General features: G+C 64.6%; 16 protein-coding genes and 1 pseudogene. 10 read left to right on the plus strand and 7 right to left on the minus strand.

The genetic code is table 11. The features are described from left to right. Nucleotides 1–114: 114 nt before the first annotated feature. The 3 genes and pseudogenes from HAP48_RS34495 to HAP48_RS34505 form a co-directional block, all read right to left on the minus strand. Nucleotides 115–543: a hypothetical protein gene (locus HAP48_RS34495; RefSeq protein WP_224497102.1), complete on the minus strand. Its 429-nt coding sequence runs from the start codon at nt 541–543 to the stop codon at nt 115–117. An 81-nt stretch (nt 544–624) separates the two neighbouring features. After that, nucleotides 625–1,305 carry a site-2 protease family protein gene (locus HAP48_RS34500; protein ID WP_166204270.1) on the minus strand — a complete coding sequence of 227 codons (681 nt, stop codon included), beginning with the start codon at nt 1,303–1,305 and terminating at the stop codon, nt 625–627. A 99-nt stretch (nt 1,306–1,404) separates the two neighbouring features. After that, nucleotides 1,405–2,319, minus strand: a pseudogene (locus tag HAP48_RS34505) (DMT family transporter). 91 nt (nt 2,320–2,410) lie between these two features. Here HAP48_RS34505 and HAP48_RS34510 point away from each other — a divergent pair. Beyond that, complete coding sequence (locus HAP48_RS34510; RefSeq protein ID WP_166204271.1) at nt 2,411–3,283, plus strand: LysR substrate-binding domain-containing protein; 873 nt, start codon at nt 2,411–2,413, stop codon at nt 3,281–3,283. Here the strand turns inward: HAP48_RS34510 and HAP48_RS34515 are convergent. The 4 genes from HAP48_RS34515 to gntR all read right to left on the minus strand — a co-directional run bounded on the left by HAP48_RS34515 (nt 3,280) and on the right by gntR (nt 7,973). Beyond that, nucleotides 3,280–4,026 (minus strand): SDR family NAD(P)-dependent oxidoreductase, encoded by a 747-nt coding sequence (locus tag HAP48_RS34515; RefSeq protein WP_166204272.1) that lies wholly within the window; start codon nt 4,024–4,026, stop codon nt 3,280–3,282. The genes HAP48_RS34510 and HAP48_RS34515 overlap by 4 nt on opposite strands. Before the next feature lie 26 nt (nt 4,027–4,052). Then, the gene (locus HAP48_RS34520) at nt 4,053–4,784 is read right to left on the minus strand and encodes an SDR family oxidoreductase (protein WP_166204273.1); all 732 of its coding nucleotides are present in this window, start codon (nt 4,782–4,784) and stop codon (nt 4,053–4,055) included. A gap of 109 nt (nt 4,785–4,893) precedes the next feature. Continuing rightward, nucleotides 4,894–6,732 (minus strand): IlvD/Edd family dehydratase, encoded by a 1,839-nt coding sequence (locus tag HAP48_RS34525; protein ID WP_166204274.1) that lies wholly within the window; start codon nt 6,730–6,732, stop codon nt 4,894–4,896. Nucleotides 6,733–6,944: 212 nt separating this feature from the next. Continuing rightward, nucleotides 6,945–7,973, minus strand: a complete 1,029-nt coding sequence (gene gntR, locus HAP48_RS34530) for an HTH-type transcriptional regulator GntR (RefSeq protein WP_166204275.1) — start codon at nt 7,971–7,973, stop codon at nt 6,945–6,947. A gap of 206 nt (nt 7,974–8,179) precedes the next feature. Here gntR and HAP48_RS34535 point away from each other — a divergent pair, with 206 nt between their 5' ends. The 9 genes from HAP48_RS34535 to HAP48_RS34575 all read left to right on the plus strand — a co-directional run bounded on the left by HAP48_RS34535 (nt 8,180) and on the right by HAP48_RS34575 (nt 16,738). Then, nucleotides 8,180–9,247 (plus strand): ABC transporter ATP-binding protein, encoded by a 1,068-nt coding sequence (locus tag HAP48_RS34535; RefSeq protein WP_166204276.1) that lies wholly within the window; start codon nt 8,180–8,182, stop codon nt 9,245–9,247. Nucleotides 9,248–9,326: 79 nt separating this feature from the next. Next, nucleotides 9,327–10,646 (plus strand): ABC transporter substrate-binding protein, encoded by a 1,320-nt coding sequence (locus tag HAP48_RS34540; RefSeq protein ID WP_166204277.1) that lies wholly within the window; start codon nt 9,327–9,329, stop codon nt 10,644–10,646. Nucleotides 10,647–10,755: 109 nt separating this feature from the next. Next, nucleotides 10,756–11,715: a carbohydrate ABC transporter permease gene (locus HAP48_RS34545; RefSeq protein WP_166204278.1), complete on the plus strand. Its 960-nt coding sequence runs from the start codon at nt 10,756–10,758 to the stop codon at nt 11,713–11,715. Next, a complete protein-coding gene (locus tag HAP48_RS34550) occupies nt 11,708–11,917 on the plus strand; it encodes a hypothetical protein (protein ID WP_166204279.1) in 210 nt (69 codons plus the stop codon). Before HAP48_RS34545 ends, HAP48_RS34550 begins: the two co-directional genes overlap by 8 nt. Continuing rightward, nucleotides 11,910–12,833 carry a carbohydrate ABC transporter permease gene (locus HAP48_RS34555; RefSeq protein WP_166204280.1) on the plus strand — a complete coding sequence of 308 codons (924 nt, stop codon included), beginning with the start codon at nt 11,910–11,912 and terminating at the stop codon, nt 12,831–12,833. The genes HAP48_RS34550 and HAP48_RS34555 overlap by 8 nt, the downstream gene beginning before the upstream one ends. A gap of 70 nt (nt 12,834–12,903) precedes the next feature. Then, entirely contained in the window at nt 12,904–13,890 is a 987-nt protein-coding gene (gene denD, locus HAP48_RS34560) for a D-erythronate dehydrogenase (RefSeq protein ID WP_166204281.1), read from the plus strand. Between the two features lie 29 nt (nt 13,891–13,919). Beyond that, the gene (locus HAP48_RS34565) at nt 13,920–14,876 is read left to right on the plus strand and encodes a sugar kinase (RefSeq protein ID WP_166204282.1); all 957 of its coding nucleotides are present in this window, start codon (nt 13,920–13,922) and stop codon (nt 14,874–14,876) included. Next, a complete protein-coding gene (gene eda / locus HAP48_RS34570; protein WP_166204283.1) occupies nt 14,873–15,523 on the plus strand; it encodes a bifunctional 4-hydroxy-2-oxoglutarate aldolase/2-dehydro-3-deoxy-phosphogluconate aldolase in 651 nt (216 codons plus the stop codon). The genes HAP48_RS34565 and eda overlap by 4 nt, the downstream gene beginning before the upstream one ends. 45 nt (nt 15,524–15,568) lie before the next feature. After that, complete coding sequence (locus HAP48_RS34575) at nt 15,569–16,738, plus strand: acetyl-CoA acetyltransferase (RefSeq protein WP_166204284.1); 1,170 nt, start codon at nt 15,569–15,571, stop codon at nt 16,736–16,738. Nucleotides 16,739–16,841: the final 103 nt, after the last annotated feature.

Here is a 16,841-nt window from a genome sequence, read left to right on the forward strand (position 1 = left end):
GTCGCACGCGTTATTCCACGCTGCGGCGATATGAGTGGCCGGTGACGCGCGACGGGATGCCGCGGCGTCCGCGCGTCGATCATCAAAACGGGAAGGGTTGAAGCGCGGCCTGCGCTATTTGAAGTAGTAGCGGATCGCGACGTAGACCACGACAAGACAGGCGAAGATCAGCGCGACCGGCATCGGGCGCTTCGCGTTCGCGTCGGAGGTGCTCACCTTCTTCGCGGGCAGGCGGCGGAACGTGGTGACGTTGCCGGTGTCGGCGACCGGTTCGCGTGAGCGCGCTGGAACCTCCGGCGCCTTGCCGGCACCGCCCATCTCCGCATAGTAGGTGCGATACATCTGCTGGATGGTTGCCTCACCGGCATCGGCTTCGCTCATCTGGTCCAGCAGCTTGTTGTAGATGGCGAGGAAATTCTGCGCCTCGGGCGGCAATGCGGAGGTGCCGTTCAGCTTGGCCATCATCTTCCAGGTCGCAAAGTCAGCCCGCGCGCGGGTGTCGGCGCGTCGTGCAATCAGCATATCGGCAGCTTTGATCACCATGGCCTCGAAGCGTTCCCGTTGCCGCGCATGACCCGGACAAATGGACACCGGTTTTCCGATCGGGTCATGATCAAGCCAAGGCTATGTGTTTCCGGTAATGAGGAGAAGGGCATTGATCACATAGCCGGTCAGAGTTCGCAGTATCGTTGAAATAACATCAAGATTTAGGCCGATCTGCCGGCCGACCACCGGCAGCAGGATCAACAGCCCGATCAGGATCAGCATGCCGTAGGGCTCGAGCCTGGAGAGCGTGGTCGCCAGCGGCCGCGGCAACAGCCCGACCGCGACCCGGCCGCCGTCCAGCGGTGGAATCGGCATCATGTTGAAGATCGCGAGCACGATATTGATCAGGAAGGCGTTTTTCAGGTTGTCTGCGGTCCATTTTGCGGCATCGGCCGGCACCAAGGGCAGCGCGTGGAATGCCAGCGCCGCCGCGGTCGCCAGGATGATGTTGGTCACCGGGCCGGCCAACGCCACCCACACCATGTCGAGCCTGGGATGGTTGAGCTTGCGGAAGTTCACCGGAACCGGCTTGGCGTAGCCGAACAGGAACGGCGAATGCGCGAACAGCAGCATGGCCGGCAGGATCAGCGTGCCGAACGGGTCGATATGCTTCAGCGGGTTGAAGCTGACGCGGCCGAGCTGCCAGGCGGTGTCGTCGCCGAGCCGGTGCGCAACGAAGCCGTGTGCGGCTTCGTGGAAGGTGATGGCGATGAGGACCGGCAGCACCCAGACGGAGACGTCGTAGAGGGAAATGTTCAAATGCGTGCCGCCTCGGGTTTGCTTGTCGGGTTCGCTTGGACCGGACCGTCAGGCTAGCACGGATTCGCCAAGAACCTGGCTGGCAGGCGTTGCCGCAGGTCAGCGCGCGTCCGGAGCGACGGCCGGCTCGGCCACGTGCGCCTGTTGCGGCTGTGTGGTGGCGATCCAGATGCCGGCGAAGACGGTGAGGATGCCGGCCGTCAGATTCCAGCTCAGCGGTTCGCCGAGCAGGACGGCGCCGACCAGCGAGGCCGCGATCGGATTGACGGTGACGGAAATTGCCACCCGGGTCGGCGTCGTCCGCTCCAGCGCGAAGGCCCAGAGATAGAAGGTGAGTGCTGCGCCGAAGGCGCCGAGATAGATCGCGCCGAACCATTGCGGTGCGCCGAAATCGGCAACCGGCGCAAAGCTGCCGCGCACGAGCGAGGCGCTGATGAGGACCGCGGCCCCGGCCGCCATGGCGAGTGTGGTGAAGAGGATCGGGCCGGAGCGGCGGATGAAGGGTTTTGACCAGATGCTGTAGAGCGCCATGCACAACGCGGCCGCGACCATCAGCAGGTCGCCGCGTCAGGCGCCCACGGGCGCCGTGGCGAGGCCGGAGAGCAGCGCCAGCGAGACGCCCAGGATCGTGACCAGCACGCCTGCGGTCTTGCGTGCGGTCAGCGGCTCGGCACCGAGCGCAGCGCCGACCAGCATCGTCAGCAGCGGCAGGGTCGAGAGCGCGAGCGCGCCGCGCGCGGCGGTCGTGAAGATCAGCGAAGCGTTGAACAGGATCGGAAACGCCGCAAAGAACAACAGGCCGAGGCCGGCCACGCCGGGCCAGTCACGCCGCCGTGGCCAGCTCCGACGCAGCAACAGCGCCAGCGGCAGCAGCAGCAAGACGCCCATGCCGAAGCGGAACGAGCCGATCGCCAGCGGATCGATGGCGTCGACCAGATACCGCGTCGCCCCGATCGAGGTGCCGCCGAGCGCACTCGACAGCACCGCCGCCAACACCCCAGAGATCTCGCCCATGCCGTTCGCCCCCGGTTTCGCTTGCGCAATCTAGGGAAGCGGCGATAATCAGGAAATCGAATAGATTTGATCAATCAAATCACGGATCGTTATGAGCACGCCCGTCCTCGATCCGGACCTGCTGCAGGCCTTTGTCGCGGTGGCGGACCATCGCTCCTTCACCCGCGCCGCCTCGGCGCTGAACCGGACCCAATCCGCGGTCAGCATGCAGGTGAAGCGGCTGGAGGAGCGGCTGCAGGCCGAGCTGTTCCATCGCAGCACGACCAATGTCGATCTGAGTGCGGCCGGCGAAGGGCTGCTCGGTTATGCCCGCCGCATTCTGAGCCTCAATGCGGAGGCGGTCGGCCGGGTGCGCGAACACGGCACGGATGGGCGCGTACGCCTTGGCGTGATGGACGACTACGGCACGTTGATCGTCCCGCCGCTGCTCAAGGATTTCATCGCCAACTATCCGCTGATCCATGTCGAGATGGAGACCGGGCTGACCTCGTCGATGACGGACCGGCTCGGCGAAGCCTATGACCTCGTGATCGCGATGCACCCCGAGGGGCGCGGCGAGGGCGAGCTGCTGCGCACCGAGCAGGCGGTGTGGGCCGCGAGCGCCGCGCATCGCGTCGAGCAGCTCGATCCGCTGCCGGTCGCGCTCTATCCGCAGGGCTGCCTGTTCCGGAGCTGGGCGATGCAGGCGCTCGACGAGGCCAACCGGCCGTGGCGGCTCGCCTTTGTCAGCCACAGCCTGTCCGCCGTCGAGGCGATCGCGGAGCAAGGCCTTGCCGTGACCGTCGTCAAGTCGGGCACCTTTCCGCCGAGCTTGCGGCGCCTGACTGCGCGCGACGGCATGCCGCGGCTGCCGCGCGCCGAGATCCGCCTGCACCGCGCGCAAAATCTTTCGCGCGCGGCGTCACTGCTTGCCGATCATTTGGTCGCGGCGCTTCGGCAGCCGGCGAGGCGTAGCGTAGCTTAATACGTCGCGCGACCGCCGGAGATGTCGAACACTGCGCCGGTCGAGAAGGCGCAATCTTCCGACGCCAGCCACGCCACCATCGAGGCGAGCTCCTCGACCAGCACGAAGCGGGCTTTCGGAATCTTCGACAGCATGAAGTCGATGTGCGCTTTCGTCATCTGGTCGAAGATCGCGGTCTTCGCCGCGGCCGGCGTCACCGCGTTGACCAGGATGTCATGCTGGGCGAGCTCCTTGCCGAGCGATTTCGTCAGCGCGATCAGGCCGGCCTTCGACGACGAATAATGTGCGGCGTTCGGGTTGCCTTCCTTGCCGGCGATCGAGGCGATGTTGACGATGCGGCCGTATTTCTGGCCGATCATGGTCGGCACGATCGCTTTGCAGCAGATGAAGGGGCCCTCGAGATTGATGCGCATCACCCTGCGCCAGTCGTCGAGATCGGTTTCCCACACCGGCTTGTTGGCCCCGGTGATACCGGCATTGTTGACGAGGATGTCGATCTTGCCGAACGCCCGCAGCGTCTGATCGCGCGCGGCGTCGACCGCGTCGGGATCGGTGACATCGGTCTTGATCGCGATCACGTTCTCGCCGATCGCCCGCGCGGTCTTCTCGGCCAGCGGCTGGTCGAAATCCCAGATCGCGACCTTGGCGCCGGACGCGACAAAGCGCTCGGTGATGGCGCGGCCGAACCCTTGCGCGCCGCCGGTGACCACGGCACAGCGGCCGTTGAGATCGATCTTGTTCATGCAAAATGCCTTTGATCGCGTGGAGGTCAGAGCATGAAGCCGCCGTCGACGACCATGTCGACGCCGGTGGTGAATGCCGCTTCGTCGCTCGCAAGATAGACCGCCATGGCCGCGATTTCCTCTGCGGTGCCGAGCCGGCCCATCTTCTGGCGGGCGACGAATTTCTCGCGTCCATCCGGGCCGGCGGCGGCCGCGCGATCGAGCATCGAGGGCGTCTCCACGGTGCCCGGGCAGATCGCGTTGCAGCGGATGCCCTGGGTGATGAAGTCGAGCGCGACCGCGCGCGTCAGCAGCGAAACTGCCGCTTTCGACGCACTGTAGACATAGCGATTGGCCGGCGGCCGCAATGCCGCGCAAGACGAAATGTTGACGATGCTGCCGCCTCCGCCCGCCAGCATCGCCGGCAGGAACGCCTTGATGGTCCGGTGCATGGATTTGACGTTGAGGTCGAACGAGAAGTCGAAATCTTCGTCCGAGCACTCCAGAATGGTGCCGTGATGCACGAAGCCCGCCGCATTGAGCAGGATGTCGATCTTGCCGACGCGCTTGGCGAAGCTGTTGACCTCAGCGGTGCTGCGAACGTCGAGCCGGGCGGTCTCGGCGACGCCTTCCTTGCCCAGCGTGGCGATGCCGCTCTCATTGATGTCGGTTGCGATCACGGTTGCGCCTTCACGCGCGAATGCGATTGCGCATGCACGCCCGATGCCCGCCGCGGCGGCGGTGACAACGGCGCGCTTTCCCTTCAGTCGGTCTGACATGCGTTTCTTCCTTATGTTTTCTGCTGTCATGCGCGGGCTTGACCCGCGCATCCATCTTGCGAAGAGCGATGGATTGCCGGGTCAAGCCCGGCAATGACGGTTTTGGGGTTCAGTGATTATCCCGCGCCACGCCGACCTTGCCGGCGATGTCGTGGTAACGGGTCGCGAGCTCGAGGCAGGCGCCGGTCGCGTGCTGGCCGACCGTTTGGCGGTACAGCTCCTGCCACGGCGTCTGGTTGGCCGGGTGCGGGAAGCCGCCCTTGGCTTTCAGCTCGGCGCGGCGGGTGCGCAGCTCATCCTCCGAGATCAGGATGTTGGCGCTGCCCTTGTTGAGGTCGATGCGCACGTTGTCGCCGCTCCTCAGGATCGCGAGCCCGCCATCGGCCGCGGCCTCCGGCGAGGCGTTGAGGATCGAGGGTGAACCCGAGGTGCCGGACTGCCTTCCGTCGCCGATGCAGGGCAGGGACAGGATGCCGCGTTTGATCAGCGCCGCCGGCGGCTGCATGTTCACCACCTCGGCGCCGCCGGGGTAGCCGATCGGGCCGGTGCCGCGGACGAACAACACGCAGTGCTCGTCGACGTCGAGTGCGGGATCCTCGATCCGGGCGTGATAATCCTCCGGGCCCTCGAACACGATGGCGCGGCCCTCGAAAGCGTTGAGGTCCTTCGGGTTGGACAGATAGCGGTCGCGGAATTCCTTCGAGATCACGCTGGTCTTCATGATTGCGGAATCGAACAGATTGCCGCGCAGCACGAGGAAGCCGGCATCCTTCACCAGCGGCTTGTCGTAGCCCCAGATCACGTCGCCGTCGGGCTTCGGCGCTTCCTTGCAATTCTCGCCCATGGTGCGGCCGTTGACGGTGAGGGCGCCTTCATGGATGCGGTTGTGCTTGATCAGCTCGCGCACCACCGAGGGCACGCCGCCGGCGCGGTGATATTCCTCGCCGAGATAGAAGCCGGCCGGCTGCATGTTCACCAGGAGCGGCACGTCATGGCCGTATTTCTGCCAGTCGTCGATCGACAGCTCGACGCCGACATGGCGCGCCAGCGCATTGATGTGGATCGGAGCATTGGTCGAGCCGCCGATCGCGGAGTTGACCACGATGCAGTTCTCGAACGCCTCGCGGGTCAGGAAGTCCGACGGCTTCAGATCGTCCCAGACCATGTCGACGATGCGTTTTCCGGTCTCGTAGGCGATCTGGCCGCGCTCGCGATAGGGCGCCGGGATCGCCGCGCAGCCCGGCAGCGAGAAGCCGAGCGCTTCCGCAAGCGAGTTCATTGTCGAGGCGGTGCCCATGGTGTTGCAATGGCCGACCGAGGGCGCCGAGGAGGCGACGATCTCGATGAACTGCTCATAGTCGATCTCGCCGGCGGCGAGCCGCTCGCGGGCCTTCCACACCACGGTGCCGGAGCCGGTGCGCTGGCCCTCGTGCCAGCCGTTCAGCATCGGGCCGCCCGACAGCACGATCGCCGGCAGGTTGACGGTCGCCGCCGCCATCATGCAGGCCGGCGTGGTCTTGTCGCAGCCGGTGGTCAGCACCACGCCATCGAGCGGATAGCCGAACAGGATCTCGACCAGGCCGAGATAGGCGAGGTTGCGGTCGAGCGCCGCGGTCGGGCGCTTGCCGGTCTCCTGGATCGGATGGGTCGGAAACTCCATCGCGATGCCGCCGGCGGCGCGGATGCCCTCGCGGACGCGGTGCGCAAGCTCCAGGTGATGCCGGTTGCAGGGCGACAGATCGTTGCCGGTCTGGGCGATGCCGATGATCGGCTTGCCCGACTGCAATTCCTCGCGGGTCAGGCCGTAATTGAGGTAGCGCTCGAGATAGAGTGCGGTCATGCCCGGATTGTGCGGGTTGTCGAACCATTCCTGGGAGCGGAGCCGGCGGCCCTTGCCCTGCTTGGTCTCGCCTGCGGCGCTGTGCCCGTTGGTGGGGGGTTTTGTCATTGGTTTCTCCCGCAATGCAAACTCTTGGTGGGCCCATTCAAGGGCTCTGGTTCAACGTTGTTCTACCTTGCGCAAATCGTGGCGCATTACAAACCCCGACGATCACGCACAGGTGTTTCACTGGATGGATTGGACCTTAGTTGAAGGCTCTTGGTTGCGCTACCATTTTGTCATTTTTGCTTCCCTTGTGACGGGCTGTTGACGGGTGGATGTCAGGTGCGTCGCGCCGAGCTTTGCCGTTCCATGACACTGAAGCCGAGATCGACGACCGGCTCGGCGGGGCGGCGTCCTTCCAGCGTCTCGATCACCATCATGGCAGCGCTTCTGCCCATTTCGTAGCGATTGGTGCGCACGCTGCTCAGCGTAGGCTCGCTCGACGCCATGAATTCGAGGTCGTTGAAGCCGACGATCGCCATCTGCTCCGGCACCGCCACGTGACGGCGCTTGCATTCGAACAGCGCGCCCAGCGCAAGGTCGTCATTGACGCAGAACACCGCGTCGATATCAGGCGCCTTGGCAAGCAGGTCGGCAAACAGCGTGCCGCCGAGCGTGACCGAGGTCGGAATCGCCGTGGTGACGATCAGCTGTGGATCGAACAGCCCAGCCTCGGTCATCGCGGCGCGATAGCCGTCGAGCCGGCGCTGCACCCGTGGATCCATCCGCGCGCCGAGGAAGCCGATCCGCCGGTAGCCCTGCGCGAGAAGATGGGCGATCGCGGCTTTTGCCGCGTCAAAATGCGAGAATCCGATCATCATGTCGATCGGGGCAGGGCCGACCTCCATGATCTGCACGATCGGGCAATCGACCGTTTCCATGATGCTTCGGGAATCAGCGGTCTGATTGATGCCTGTGATGATGAGCCCTGCCGGCTTCTGTGCCAGAAATAGACGCAGCAGGCGCTCTTCCTGCAGGATGCTGTAGCGGGTGTTGGCGAGCTGTATGCTGTAGCGGCTGCCGTCGAGTGCGTCATAGATGCCGCGCAGCACGTCGGAGAACACATTGTTGGTCAGCGACGGGATCAGGACACCGATCACCTCGGTGCGCTGCGATGCGAGCGCGCGTGCCGCGAGATTGGGCACATAACCGAGTTCTTTTGCCGCACTCTCGACCCGGGCGCGCCTGCCGAGCGAGAGGGCTTCCGGATTCCTGAAGAAGCGTGAGGCCGTAATCGGGCTGACACCGGCGAGCTTCGCGACTTCCGCGAGCCGGATCTTGCCTGGCGTGATGCGCTTTCGGGCCATTTGCCGCTCATATCACGACGTTCGTCGCAGACAAACTGATATTGACAGCGCTACCAAGCGATTGCTAATCGAACGATTGCCAAAATCGGATAAACTGCGGACAATAACGTCAGTCCAACAGAGCCGCGCACCCAGCGCGGCCGGAACAAAACAGAGCGGTGGCGGCACTCGTCGTACGTCGTCGGGAACTTGAGGGAGGGAAGTGGATGTCGTCGGTCCAGATTCGCGACGTGCGGAAATCGTTCGGCAATTTTGAGGTCCTGCACGGCGTGTCGATCCCGATCGAGGACGGCGAGTTCGTCGTTCTGGTCGGCCCTTCCGGCTGCGGCAAGTCGACCCTGCTGCGCATGCTGGCGGGGCTTGAGAACATCACCTCGGGCACGATCTCGATCGGCGACCGCGTCGTCAACAATGTCCAGCCCAAGGAGCGCGACATTGCGATGGTGTTCCAGAACTACGCGCTCTATCCGCACATGACCGTTGCCGACAACATGGGCTTCTCGCTGAAGCTGCGCGGCGCCAAGGCCGCGGAAATCTCGGGCGGGGTCAAGCGCGCCGCGGAGATCCTCGCCCTGACGCCGCTGCTCGAGCGCTATCCCCGCCAGCTCTCCGGCGGCCAGCGCCAGCGCGTCGCGATGGGCCGCGCCATCGTGCGCGATCCGCAGGTGTTCCTGTTCGACGAACCGCTGTCGAACCTCGACGCCAAGCTGCGCGTCGCCATGCGCACCGAGATCAAGGAGCTGCATCAGCGGCTGAAGACCACGACGGTCTACGTCACCCACGACCAGATCGAGGCCATGACCATGGCCGACAAGATCGTGGTGATGCATGACGGCATCGTCGAGCAGATGGGCTCGCCGCTCGAGCTCTACGACAAGCCGGAGAACCAGTTCGTGGCCGGCTTCATCGGCTCGCCCGCGATGAATTTCCTCAAGGGCAAGGTCAAGGTGAACGGCGCCGCCTATTTCGAGGGGCCGAACGGCGTCAAGCTGCCGCTGAAATCGGCGCCGGCCAATTCGGACGGCCAGCCCGCGGTCTACGGCGTGCGGCCCGAGCATTTCACCATCGCCGATGACGGCGCCGAGGCCGAGATCGTGGTGGTCGAGCCGACCGGCTCGGAGACCCAGGTGTTCGCCAAGCTCGGCGGCGAGCAGGTCGTCGCGGTGTTCCGCGAGCGCCATCAGTTCAATCCCGGCGACAAGGTTCGGCTCAAGCCGGATCCGGCGCTGGTTCATCTGTTCGACGATTCGACGGGGAAACGACTGAATAGCTGACGGACCGATTGATCGGAATGGCCGACCAACAGGCCAGATCAAAAACAAGAAAAACACAAATCATTTGGGAGGAAGAACGATGCACGATTTGACTCGCCGCTCGCTACTTCAGGGCGGCACCGCGCTGGCTGCAACCGGCATGCTCACCGGGCCGGCGCTGTTTGACTTCGCCAAGGCCTGGGCGCAGAGCGCGCCCTGGAAGGCGGAGCCCGGCGCCAAGCTCACCGTGATGCGCTGGAAGCGCTTCGTGCCTGCGGAAGATGATGCGTTCAACGCCATGGTCGCGGCGTTCAAGACGGCGACCGGCACCGAGATGAACGTGTTCAGCGAGTCCTTCGAGGACGTGCAGCCAAAGGCGTCGGTTGCCGCCAACACCGGCTCCGGTCTCGACCTCGCCTGGGGCCTGCACACGCTGCCGCAGCTGTTCCCGACCAAAGTGCTGAAGATGAACGACGTTGCCGACTATCTCGGCAAGAAATACGGCGGCTGGACCGACGCTGCCGCGAAAACCTGCAAGCAAGGCGATGACTGGCTCGGCATTCCCGTCGCAACCATCGGCGGTTACCTGACCTATCGCAAGTCGGCGGTCGAGAAGGCGGGCTTCAAGCAGGTGCCGTCCGACTTCCCGGCCTATCTCGAACTGTGCAAGGCGCTGAAGAAGAACAACACGCCGGCCGGCTTCGCGCTTGGACACGCCACCGGCGACGCCAACCTCTGGCTGCACAATGTGCTCTGGGGTCACAACGCCTGGACCGTCGACAAGGATGACAAGGTCATCATCAACTCGCCGGAAACGATGAAGGCGCTGGACTACGCCAAGGCCCTGTCGGAGACCTTCATTCCCGGTGTGGCATCGTGGAACGATTCGTCCAACAACAAGGCGTTCCTGTCGGGCGAATTGTTCCTGACCGGGAACGGCATCTCGGTCTATGTCGCGGCGAAAGACGATCCGAGCAAGAAGGAACTCGCCGAGGATATCGACCACGCGCTGTGGCCGGTCGGCCCGATCGGCAAGCCGGCCGAATTGCAGCTTGCTGTTCCGATCCTGGCGTTCAACTTCACCAAATATCCGAACGCGGCGAAGGCGTTCATCGCTTTTATGCTGGAGAAGGAGAATTTCGAGAAGTGGCTGTCGGGCGCGCGGGGCTATCTCACCCAGACGCTGAATGCCTACGACTCGGCTCCGGTGTGGACCGCCGATCCGAAGAATGCCGTGTTCGGCCAGGCCTCCAAGCGCGCGCTGCCGGCTTCCGGCATCGGCACGCCCGGCGAGAAGGCAGCGACCGCGATCGCCGATTTCATCGTGGTCGACATGTTCGCGAACTACTGCACCGGCGCCAAGGACGGCAAGACCGCGATGGCGGAAGCCGAGCGGCAGTTGAAGCGCATCTATCGCTGATGTGATGTCCGCGGGCGGCGGACGGCCGCCGCTCGCGCCATCGCTGGAATGCCATCATTGGAAGTTTGCGTGGTCATGCTCAATCCTTTGAGCAATCGGGACATCGCCTATGGCTGACATTGCCCTTGCACCGCGACGTGCGAAGACGGAAATCCGCGAAGCGACCACCTGGGATCAGCTCCGCCACAACAAGAACTGGCTCGGCTTCTGGTTCATGTTGCCGGCGCTGGCCTTCCTGATCTTCTTCCTGGCTTATCCGCTGGGGCTCGGCATCTGGCTGTCGTTTACCGACACGCGGATCGGCCGCGTCGGTCATTTCGTCGGCACCGAGAACTATGAATGGCTGTGGGACGATTCCATCTTCTGGCTGTCGGTGTTCAACACGCTGCTCTACACCTTCGTGGCGAGCGCCATCAAGTTCGCGGTCGGGCTCTATCTGGCGCTGCTGCTCAATGAGCGGATGCCGTTCAAGGCGCTGCTGCGCGCTGCCGTGCTGATCCCCTTCATCGTGCCGACGGTGCTGTCGGCGCTGGCGTTCTGGTGGATCTTCGATTCCCAGTTCTCGATCATCTCCTGGTCGCTGAAGCATCTCGGCGTGATCACCCAGAACATCAATTTCCTCGGCGACACCACCTGGGCCCGCATCTGCGTGATCTTCGCCAATATCTGGCGCGGCGTGCCGTTCGTCGCGATCACGCTGCTGGCCGGACTGCAGACCGTGCAGCCTTCGCTCTACGAGGCGGCGACGCTCGACGGCGCGTCGCGCTGGCAGATGTTCCGCTTCATCACCTATCCCTTGCTGACGCCGATCATCGCTGTCGTGATGACGTTCTCGGTGCTGTTCACCTTCACCGATTTCCAGCTGATCTGGGCGATGACCCGCGGCGGCCCGGTCAACGCCACCCATCTGATGGCGACGCTGTCCTACCAGCGCGCGATCATCGCGGGGCAATTGGGCGAGGGCGCTGCGATCTCGAGCGCGATGATCCCGTTCCTGCTCGCCGCGATCATGGTGTCCTGGTTCGGCTTGCAGCGCAGGAAGTGGCAGCAGGGAGAGAGCAATGATTGATCTCTGCCGTCTCGCTCATTTGTTTGCGCTGATGGCGCAGGCGCCGCGCGCGCTCTCGCGTCCCGGGCGCAGCGCGGCATGCAATGACGCGCTGCTGAACCGGGACCCACAGGTCCACTCCACCAAGACAATGGGTCCCGCATCTACGGTGCACCGCTGCGCGATGCACCGCGCGCGGGACAAGAGAGGGCGTCATGACTGATCTTCCCGCCCAAAAGGTCGATCTCAAGTCGATCCTGTCGACGTCGGCGCGCGTCGACAACAGCGAGGGCATGAGCTACCTGCAGTCGGTGCCACGGCGGATCGTGACGCTCTATATCCCGCTGTCGATCATCGTCATCATCCTGCTGTTCCCGTTCTACTGGATGGGGCTGACCGCCATCAAGCCGGACGACCAGCTGCTCGACCTCGACAAATACAATCCGTTCTGGACCTGGAATCCGACCTTCAAGCACATCCACAAGCTGCTGTTCGAGAGCTACTATCCGCACTGGCTCTGGAACACGATGTATGTGGCGATCGGCGCCACCGTGCTGTCGATCGTCGCGAGCGTGCTCGCGGCCTATGCGATCGTGCGGCTGCGCTACAAGGGCGCCAACCTCGTCGGTGGCCTGATCTTCCTGGCCTATCTGGTGCCGCCGTCGATCCTGTTCATTCCACTTGCCACCGTCGTGTTCCAGTACGGCCTGTTCGACTCGCCGATGGCGCTGATCCTGACCTATCCGACGATCCTGATCCCGTTCTCGACCTGGCTGTTGATGGGCTATTTCAAGACCATCCCGTTCGAGCTCGAGGAGTGCGCACTGATCGACGGCGCCAGCCGCTGGCAGATCCTGATCAAGATCGTGCTGCCGCTCGCGATCCCCGGCCTGATCTCGGCCTTCATCTTCTGCTTTACGCTGTGCTGGAACGAGTTCATCTACGCGCTGACGTTCCTGCAATCGACCCCGAACAAGACGGTGCCGGTCGCGATCGTCAACGAATTCGTTGACGGCGACATCTATCGGTGGGGTTCGCTGATGGCAGGGGCGCTATGCGGCTCGCTGCCGCTGGTTATTCTTTACGCCTTCTTCGTCGAGCATTATGTCTCGGCGATGACGGGCGCCGTAAAGGAATGAGCGTGCAAGGCCCGCATCTGAATTCGAAGAACAAGCCAAGAAGACGAGACAAGAAAAGGAGAGCAGGGTCGTGCACATTCTGATTCTGGGCGCCGCCGGCATGGTCGGCCGCAAGCTGACCGAGCGTCTGCTGCGCGAGGGACGCCTCGGCAAGCAGGACATCACTGGGATGACGCTGCAGGACGTGGTCGCGCCGGCCAAGCCCGCGAATGCCGCGATCCCGGTCAATGTCGTCGCCTCCGATTTCGCCGACGCCGGCGCTGCGGCGCCGCTGATCGCCGAGCGGCCCGACGTGATCTTCCACCTTGCTGCAATCGTCTCCGGCGAGGCTGAGGCCGAGTTCGACAAGGGCTACCGGATCAATCTCGACGGCACCCGCTATCTGATCGACGCAATCCGTGCAGTCGGCGGCGGCTACAAGCCGCGGCTGGTGTTCACGTCCTCGATCGCGGTGTTCGGCGCGCCGTTCCCCGAGAAGATCGGCGACGAGTTCTTCCACACGCCACTGACGAGCTACGGCACGCAGAAGTCGATCTGCGAGCTCCTGATCAACGACTACACCCGCAAGGGCCTGCTCGACGGGATCTCGATCCGTCTGCCGACGATCTGTGTGCGTCCGGGCAAGCCGAACAAGGCAGCGTCCGGCTTCTTCTCCAACATCATCCGTGAACCGCTGGCGGGCGAGGAGGCGGTCCTGCCGGTCTCCGAGGACGTCCGGCACTGGCACGCCTCGCCGAAATCGGCGGTCGGCTTCCTGGTCCATGCCGGCACCATGGACCTCAATGCGGTCGGGCCGCGGCGCAATCTCAGCATGCCCGGGATGTCCGTGACCGTCGGTGAGCAGATCGCGTCGCTCGAGCGCGTCGCCGGCAAGAACGTCACCGCGCGCATCAAGCGGGTGCCCGATCCGACCATCATCGGCATCGTTTCCGGCTGGCCGCGCGATTTCGTCACCGACCGCGCTCTGAAGCTCGGCTTCACCACCGCCGAGAAGACGTTCGACGATATCATCCGTATCCACATCGAGGACGAGCTCGGCGGCAAGTTCGCCGCCTGAGCGACGTCCGGGCGAGCGCGGCTCTCGAGATGACCAGGGTTGCCAGCATCGGCGAATGCATGATCGAGCTGCGTCAGGCCCCGGGCGGCCAGATCGGCGGTCTGTATTCGCGCTTCTACGGCGGTGACACGCTCAACACCGCCGTCTATCTGTCGCGGCTCGGCATCCACATCGATTACATCACGGCGCTCGGCGATGACGCGCTGAGCGATGAGATGATCGCCGGCTGGGCGAGCGAAGGCATCGGCACCAAGCATGTCGCGCGATTGGCGGGCAAGCTGCCGGGGCTCTATCTGATCCAGACCGACGACAAGGGCGAGCGGCGCTTCTTCCACTGGCGCGACAGCGCCGCCGCGCGCGAGCTGATGGATCTTCCCGAGACGGACGACCTGCTGAACTCGCTGGCGACCTATGACGTCGTCTATCTCTCGGCGATCACGCTCTCGATCCTGCGCGAGGACGGCCGGGAGCGGCTGATGGCGGCGCTCAGGCGCGCGCGATTGCTGGGCACACGCTTTGCGTTCGACACCAATTTCCGCGCCCGCGGCTGGCCGGACCTGACCATCGCGCGAAAAGCCTTCAGCAGCGCCTTCGAGACCGCCGATATCGTGCTCGCCTCGACGGAAGATCTGGCGCCGCTTTATCCCGGCGAGAGCAACACGGCGCTGCTGGCGGGCATCTCGAGCCCGGAGGTCGTGCTGAAGCTCGCCGAACCTGCCTGCATCGTGCGCTCTGCCGGCGGCACGCGCGAGGTGAGGGCGGAGCCGCTGCCAAAGCCGGTGGTCGATACCACCGCGGCCGGCGACAGTTTTGCCGCGGCCTATCTCGCCGCGCGGCTCGGCGGTGCCGAACCGGAGGAGGCGGCGCGCGCTGGCCATCGGCTGGCCGGCGTCGTGGTGTGCTATCCCGGTGCGATCATTCCGCGTTACGCCATGCCGCCGAAGAAGGCGCCTCGTCCCCCACCATCCCGCAAGGCCTCGCAATGACAACGACATCAAAGCAGGACCGGATCGCCGAACTGATCCGCCAGGCCACCGTGATCCCGGTGCTGACCATCGAGCGGCTCGCAGACGCAGTGCCGCTCGCCAGGGCGCTGGTCGCCGGCGGCGTGCGGACGCTCGAGGTGACGCTGCGCACGCCGGTCGCGGTCGATGCGGCCAGGGCCATCATCGCCGAGGTGCCCGACTCGATCGTCGGGATCGGCACGATCCTCAACGGCGACGATCTGGCGCGCGCCGAAGCGCTCGGCGCCAAATTCGGCATCAGCCCCGGCGCTACGCCCGAGCTTCTGAAGGCGGCTGCTGCCAGCCGGCTGCCCTTCGCACCGGGGATTGCGACCGCGTCCGAGCTGATGCAGGCGCTGGCGCAAGGCTTCGACGTCGTCAAATTCTTCCCCGCCGAGCAGGCCGGCGGTATCAAGGCACTGCGTGCTCTGGCCGGTCCATTCCCGCATGTGAGGGTCTGTCCGACCGGCGGTATTGGCGAGGCCAATGCGGCGACCTGGCTAGCCGAGCCCAATGTGCTGGCCGTCGGCGGCTCCTGGCTGTGCCCGGCCTCCGATATCCGCGCCGGCAATTGGGCCGGCATAACCGCCATGTGCGCGAAGGCGATGAAAACGCTGAAAGCCGCCTGAAGATACGCTACATAACTCCCTGAACAGGAACAGGGAGATACGGCCATGACAGCCAGCATCGTGGGTTGGGCGCATACGCCATTCGGAAAGTTCGACGCCGAGACCGTCGAGAGCCTCGTCGTCAAGGTCGCCAACGAGGCGCTCGCCGATGCCGGCATTGCTGCGTCCGACGTCGACGAGATCATGCTCGGCCATTTCAACGCCGGCTTCTCGCCGCAGGATTTCACGGCCTCGCTGGTGCTGCAGGCCAATCCGGCGCTGCGCTTCAAGCCGACCACCCGCGTCGAGAATGCCTGCGCCACGGGCTCGGCCGCCGTGCATCAGGGCATTCGCGCCATCGAAGCCGGCGCTGCGAAGGTCGTTCTGGTGGTCGGCGTCGAGCAGATGACGCGGACGCCGGGTCCGGAGATCGGCAAGAACCTCTTGAAGGCGTCGTATCTGCCCGAGGATGGCGACACGGTCGGCGGCTTCGCCGGCGTGTTCGGCAAGATCGCGCAGGCCTATTTCCAGAAGTATGGCGACCAGTCGGACGCGCTGGCGATGATCGCCGCCAAGAACCACAAGAACGGCGTCGCCAATCCCTATGCGCAGATGCGCAAGGATTTCGGGTTCGAGTTCTGCCGCGCCGAGAGCGACAAGAACCCGTTCGTCGCGGGCCCGTTGAAGCGCACCGACTGCTCGCTGGTCTCCGACGGCGCCGCCGCGCTGGTGCTGACCGATGCCGAGACCGCCAAGACCATGGGCAAGGCGGTGAATATCCGCGCCACCGCGCATGCGCAGGATTTCCTGCCGATGTCCAAGCGCGACATCCTGCAGTTCGAAGGCTGCACCACCGCTTGGCAGCGCGCGCTGCAGAAGGCCGGCCTGCAGCTCTCCGATCTCTCCTTCGTCGAAACCCATGACTGCTTCACCGTCGCCGAGCTGATCGAATATGAAGCGATGGGCCTGACGCCGAAGGGCCAGGGTGCGCGCGCGATCATGGAAGGCTGGACCCAGAAGGACGGCAAGCTGCCGGTCAATCCTTCCGGCGGCCTCAAGGCCAAGGGCCATCCGATCGGCGCCACCGGCGTCTCCATGCATGTCATGAGCGCAATGCAGCTCACGGGGCAGGCGCCCGAGGGCATGCAGCTCAAGAACCCGCAGATCGGCGGCATCTTCAACATGGGCGGCGCCGCGGTCGCCAATTACGTCTCGATCCTCGAGCCGGCGAAGTGAGCGAGATTTTCTCCATTCGTCATGGCCGGGCTTGACCCGGCCATCCACGTCTTTCTTCGTTGTGTGGCGCCAAAGACGTGGATGCCCGGGTCAAGCCCGGGCA

The organism is Bradyrhizobium septentrionale (assembly GCF_011516645.4).
Classification (GTDB): domain Bacteria; phylum Pseudomonadota; class Alphaproteobacteria; order Rhizobiales; family Xanthobacteraceae; genus Bradyrhizobium; species Bradyrhizobium septentrionale.

What these genes read in the sequence shown, in the direction of transcription:
- HAP48_RS34575 (WP_166204284.1), top strand. Translation starts at nt 15,569, where the DNA reads ATGACAGCCAGCATCGTGGGTTGGGCGCATACGCCATTCGGAAAGTTC.
- HAP48_RS34520 (WP_166204273.1), bottom strand. Translation starts at nt 4,784, where the DNA reads ATGTCAGACCGACTGAAGGGAAAGCGCGCCGTTGTCACCGCCGCCGCG.
- HAP48_RS34540 (WP_166204277.1), top strand. Translation starts at nt 9,327, where the DNA reads ATGCACGATTTGACTCGCCGCTCGCTACTTCAGGGCGGCACCGCGCTG.
- HAP48_RS34525 (WP_166204274.1), bottom strand. Translation starts at nt 6,732, where the DNA reads ATGACAAAACCCCCCACCAACGGGCACAGCGCCGCAGGCGAGACCAAG.
- HAP48_RS34515 (WP_166204272.1), bottom strand. Translation starts at nt 4,026, where the DNA reads ATGAACAAGATCGATCTCAACGGCCGCTGTGCCGTGGTCACCGGCGGC.
- HAP48_RS34510 (WP_166204271.1), top strand. Translation starts at nt 2,411, where the DNA reads ATGAGCACGCCCGTCCTCGATCCGGACCTGCTGCAGGCCTTTGTCGCG.
- HAP48_RS34545 (WP_166204278.1), top strand. Translation starts at nt 10,756, where the DNA reads ATGGCTGACATTGCCCTTGCACCGCGACGTGCGAAGACGGAAATCCGC.
- gntR (WP_166204275.1), bottom strand. Translation starts at nt 7,973, where the DNA reads ATGGCCCGAAAGCGCATCACGCCAGGCAAGATCCGGCTCGCGGAAGTC.
- HAP48_RS34550 (WP_166204279.1), top strand. Translation starts at nt 11,708, where the DNA reads ATGATTGATCTCTGCCGTCTCGCTCATTTGTTTGCGCTGATGGCGCAG.
- HAP48_RS34555 (WP_166204280.1), top strand. Translation starts at nt 11,910, where the DNA reads ATGACTGATCTTCCCGCCCAAAAGGTCGATCTCAAGTCGATCCTGTCG.
- HAP48_RS34535 (WP_166204276.1), top strand. Translation starts at nt 8,180, where the DNA reads ATGTCGTCGGTCCAGATTCGCGACGTGCGGAAATCGTTCGGCAATTTT.
- HAP48_RS34495 (WP_224497102.1), bottom strand. Translation starts at nt 543, where the DNA reads ATGGTGATCAAAGCTGCCGATATGCTGATTGCACGACGCGCCGACACC.
- HAP48_RS34565 (WP_166204282.1), top strand. Translation starts at nt 13,920, where the DNA reads ATGACCAGGGTTGCCAGCATCGGCGAATGCATGATCGAGCTGCGTCAG.
- eda (WP_166204283.1), top strand. Translation starts at nt 14,873, where the DNA reads ATGACAACGACATCAAAGCAGGACCGGATCGCCGAACTGATCCGCCAG.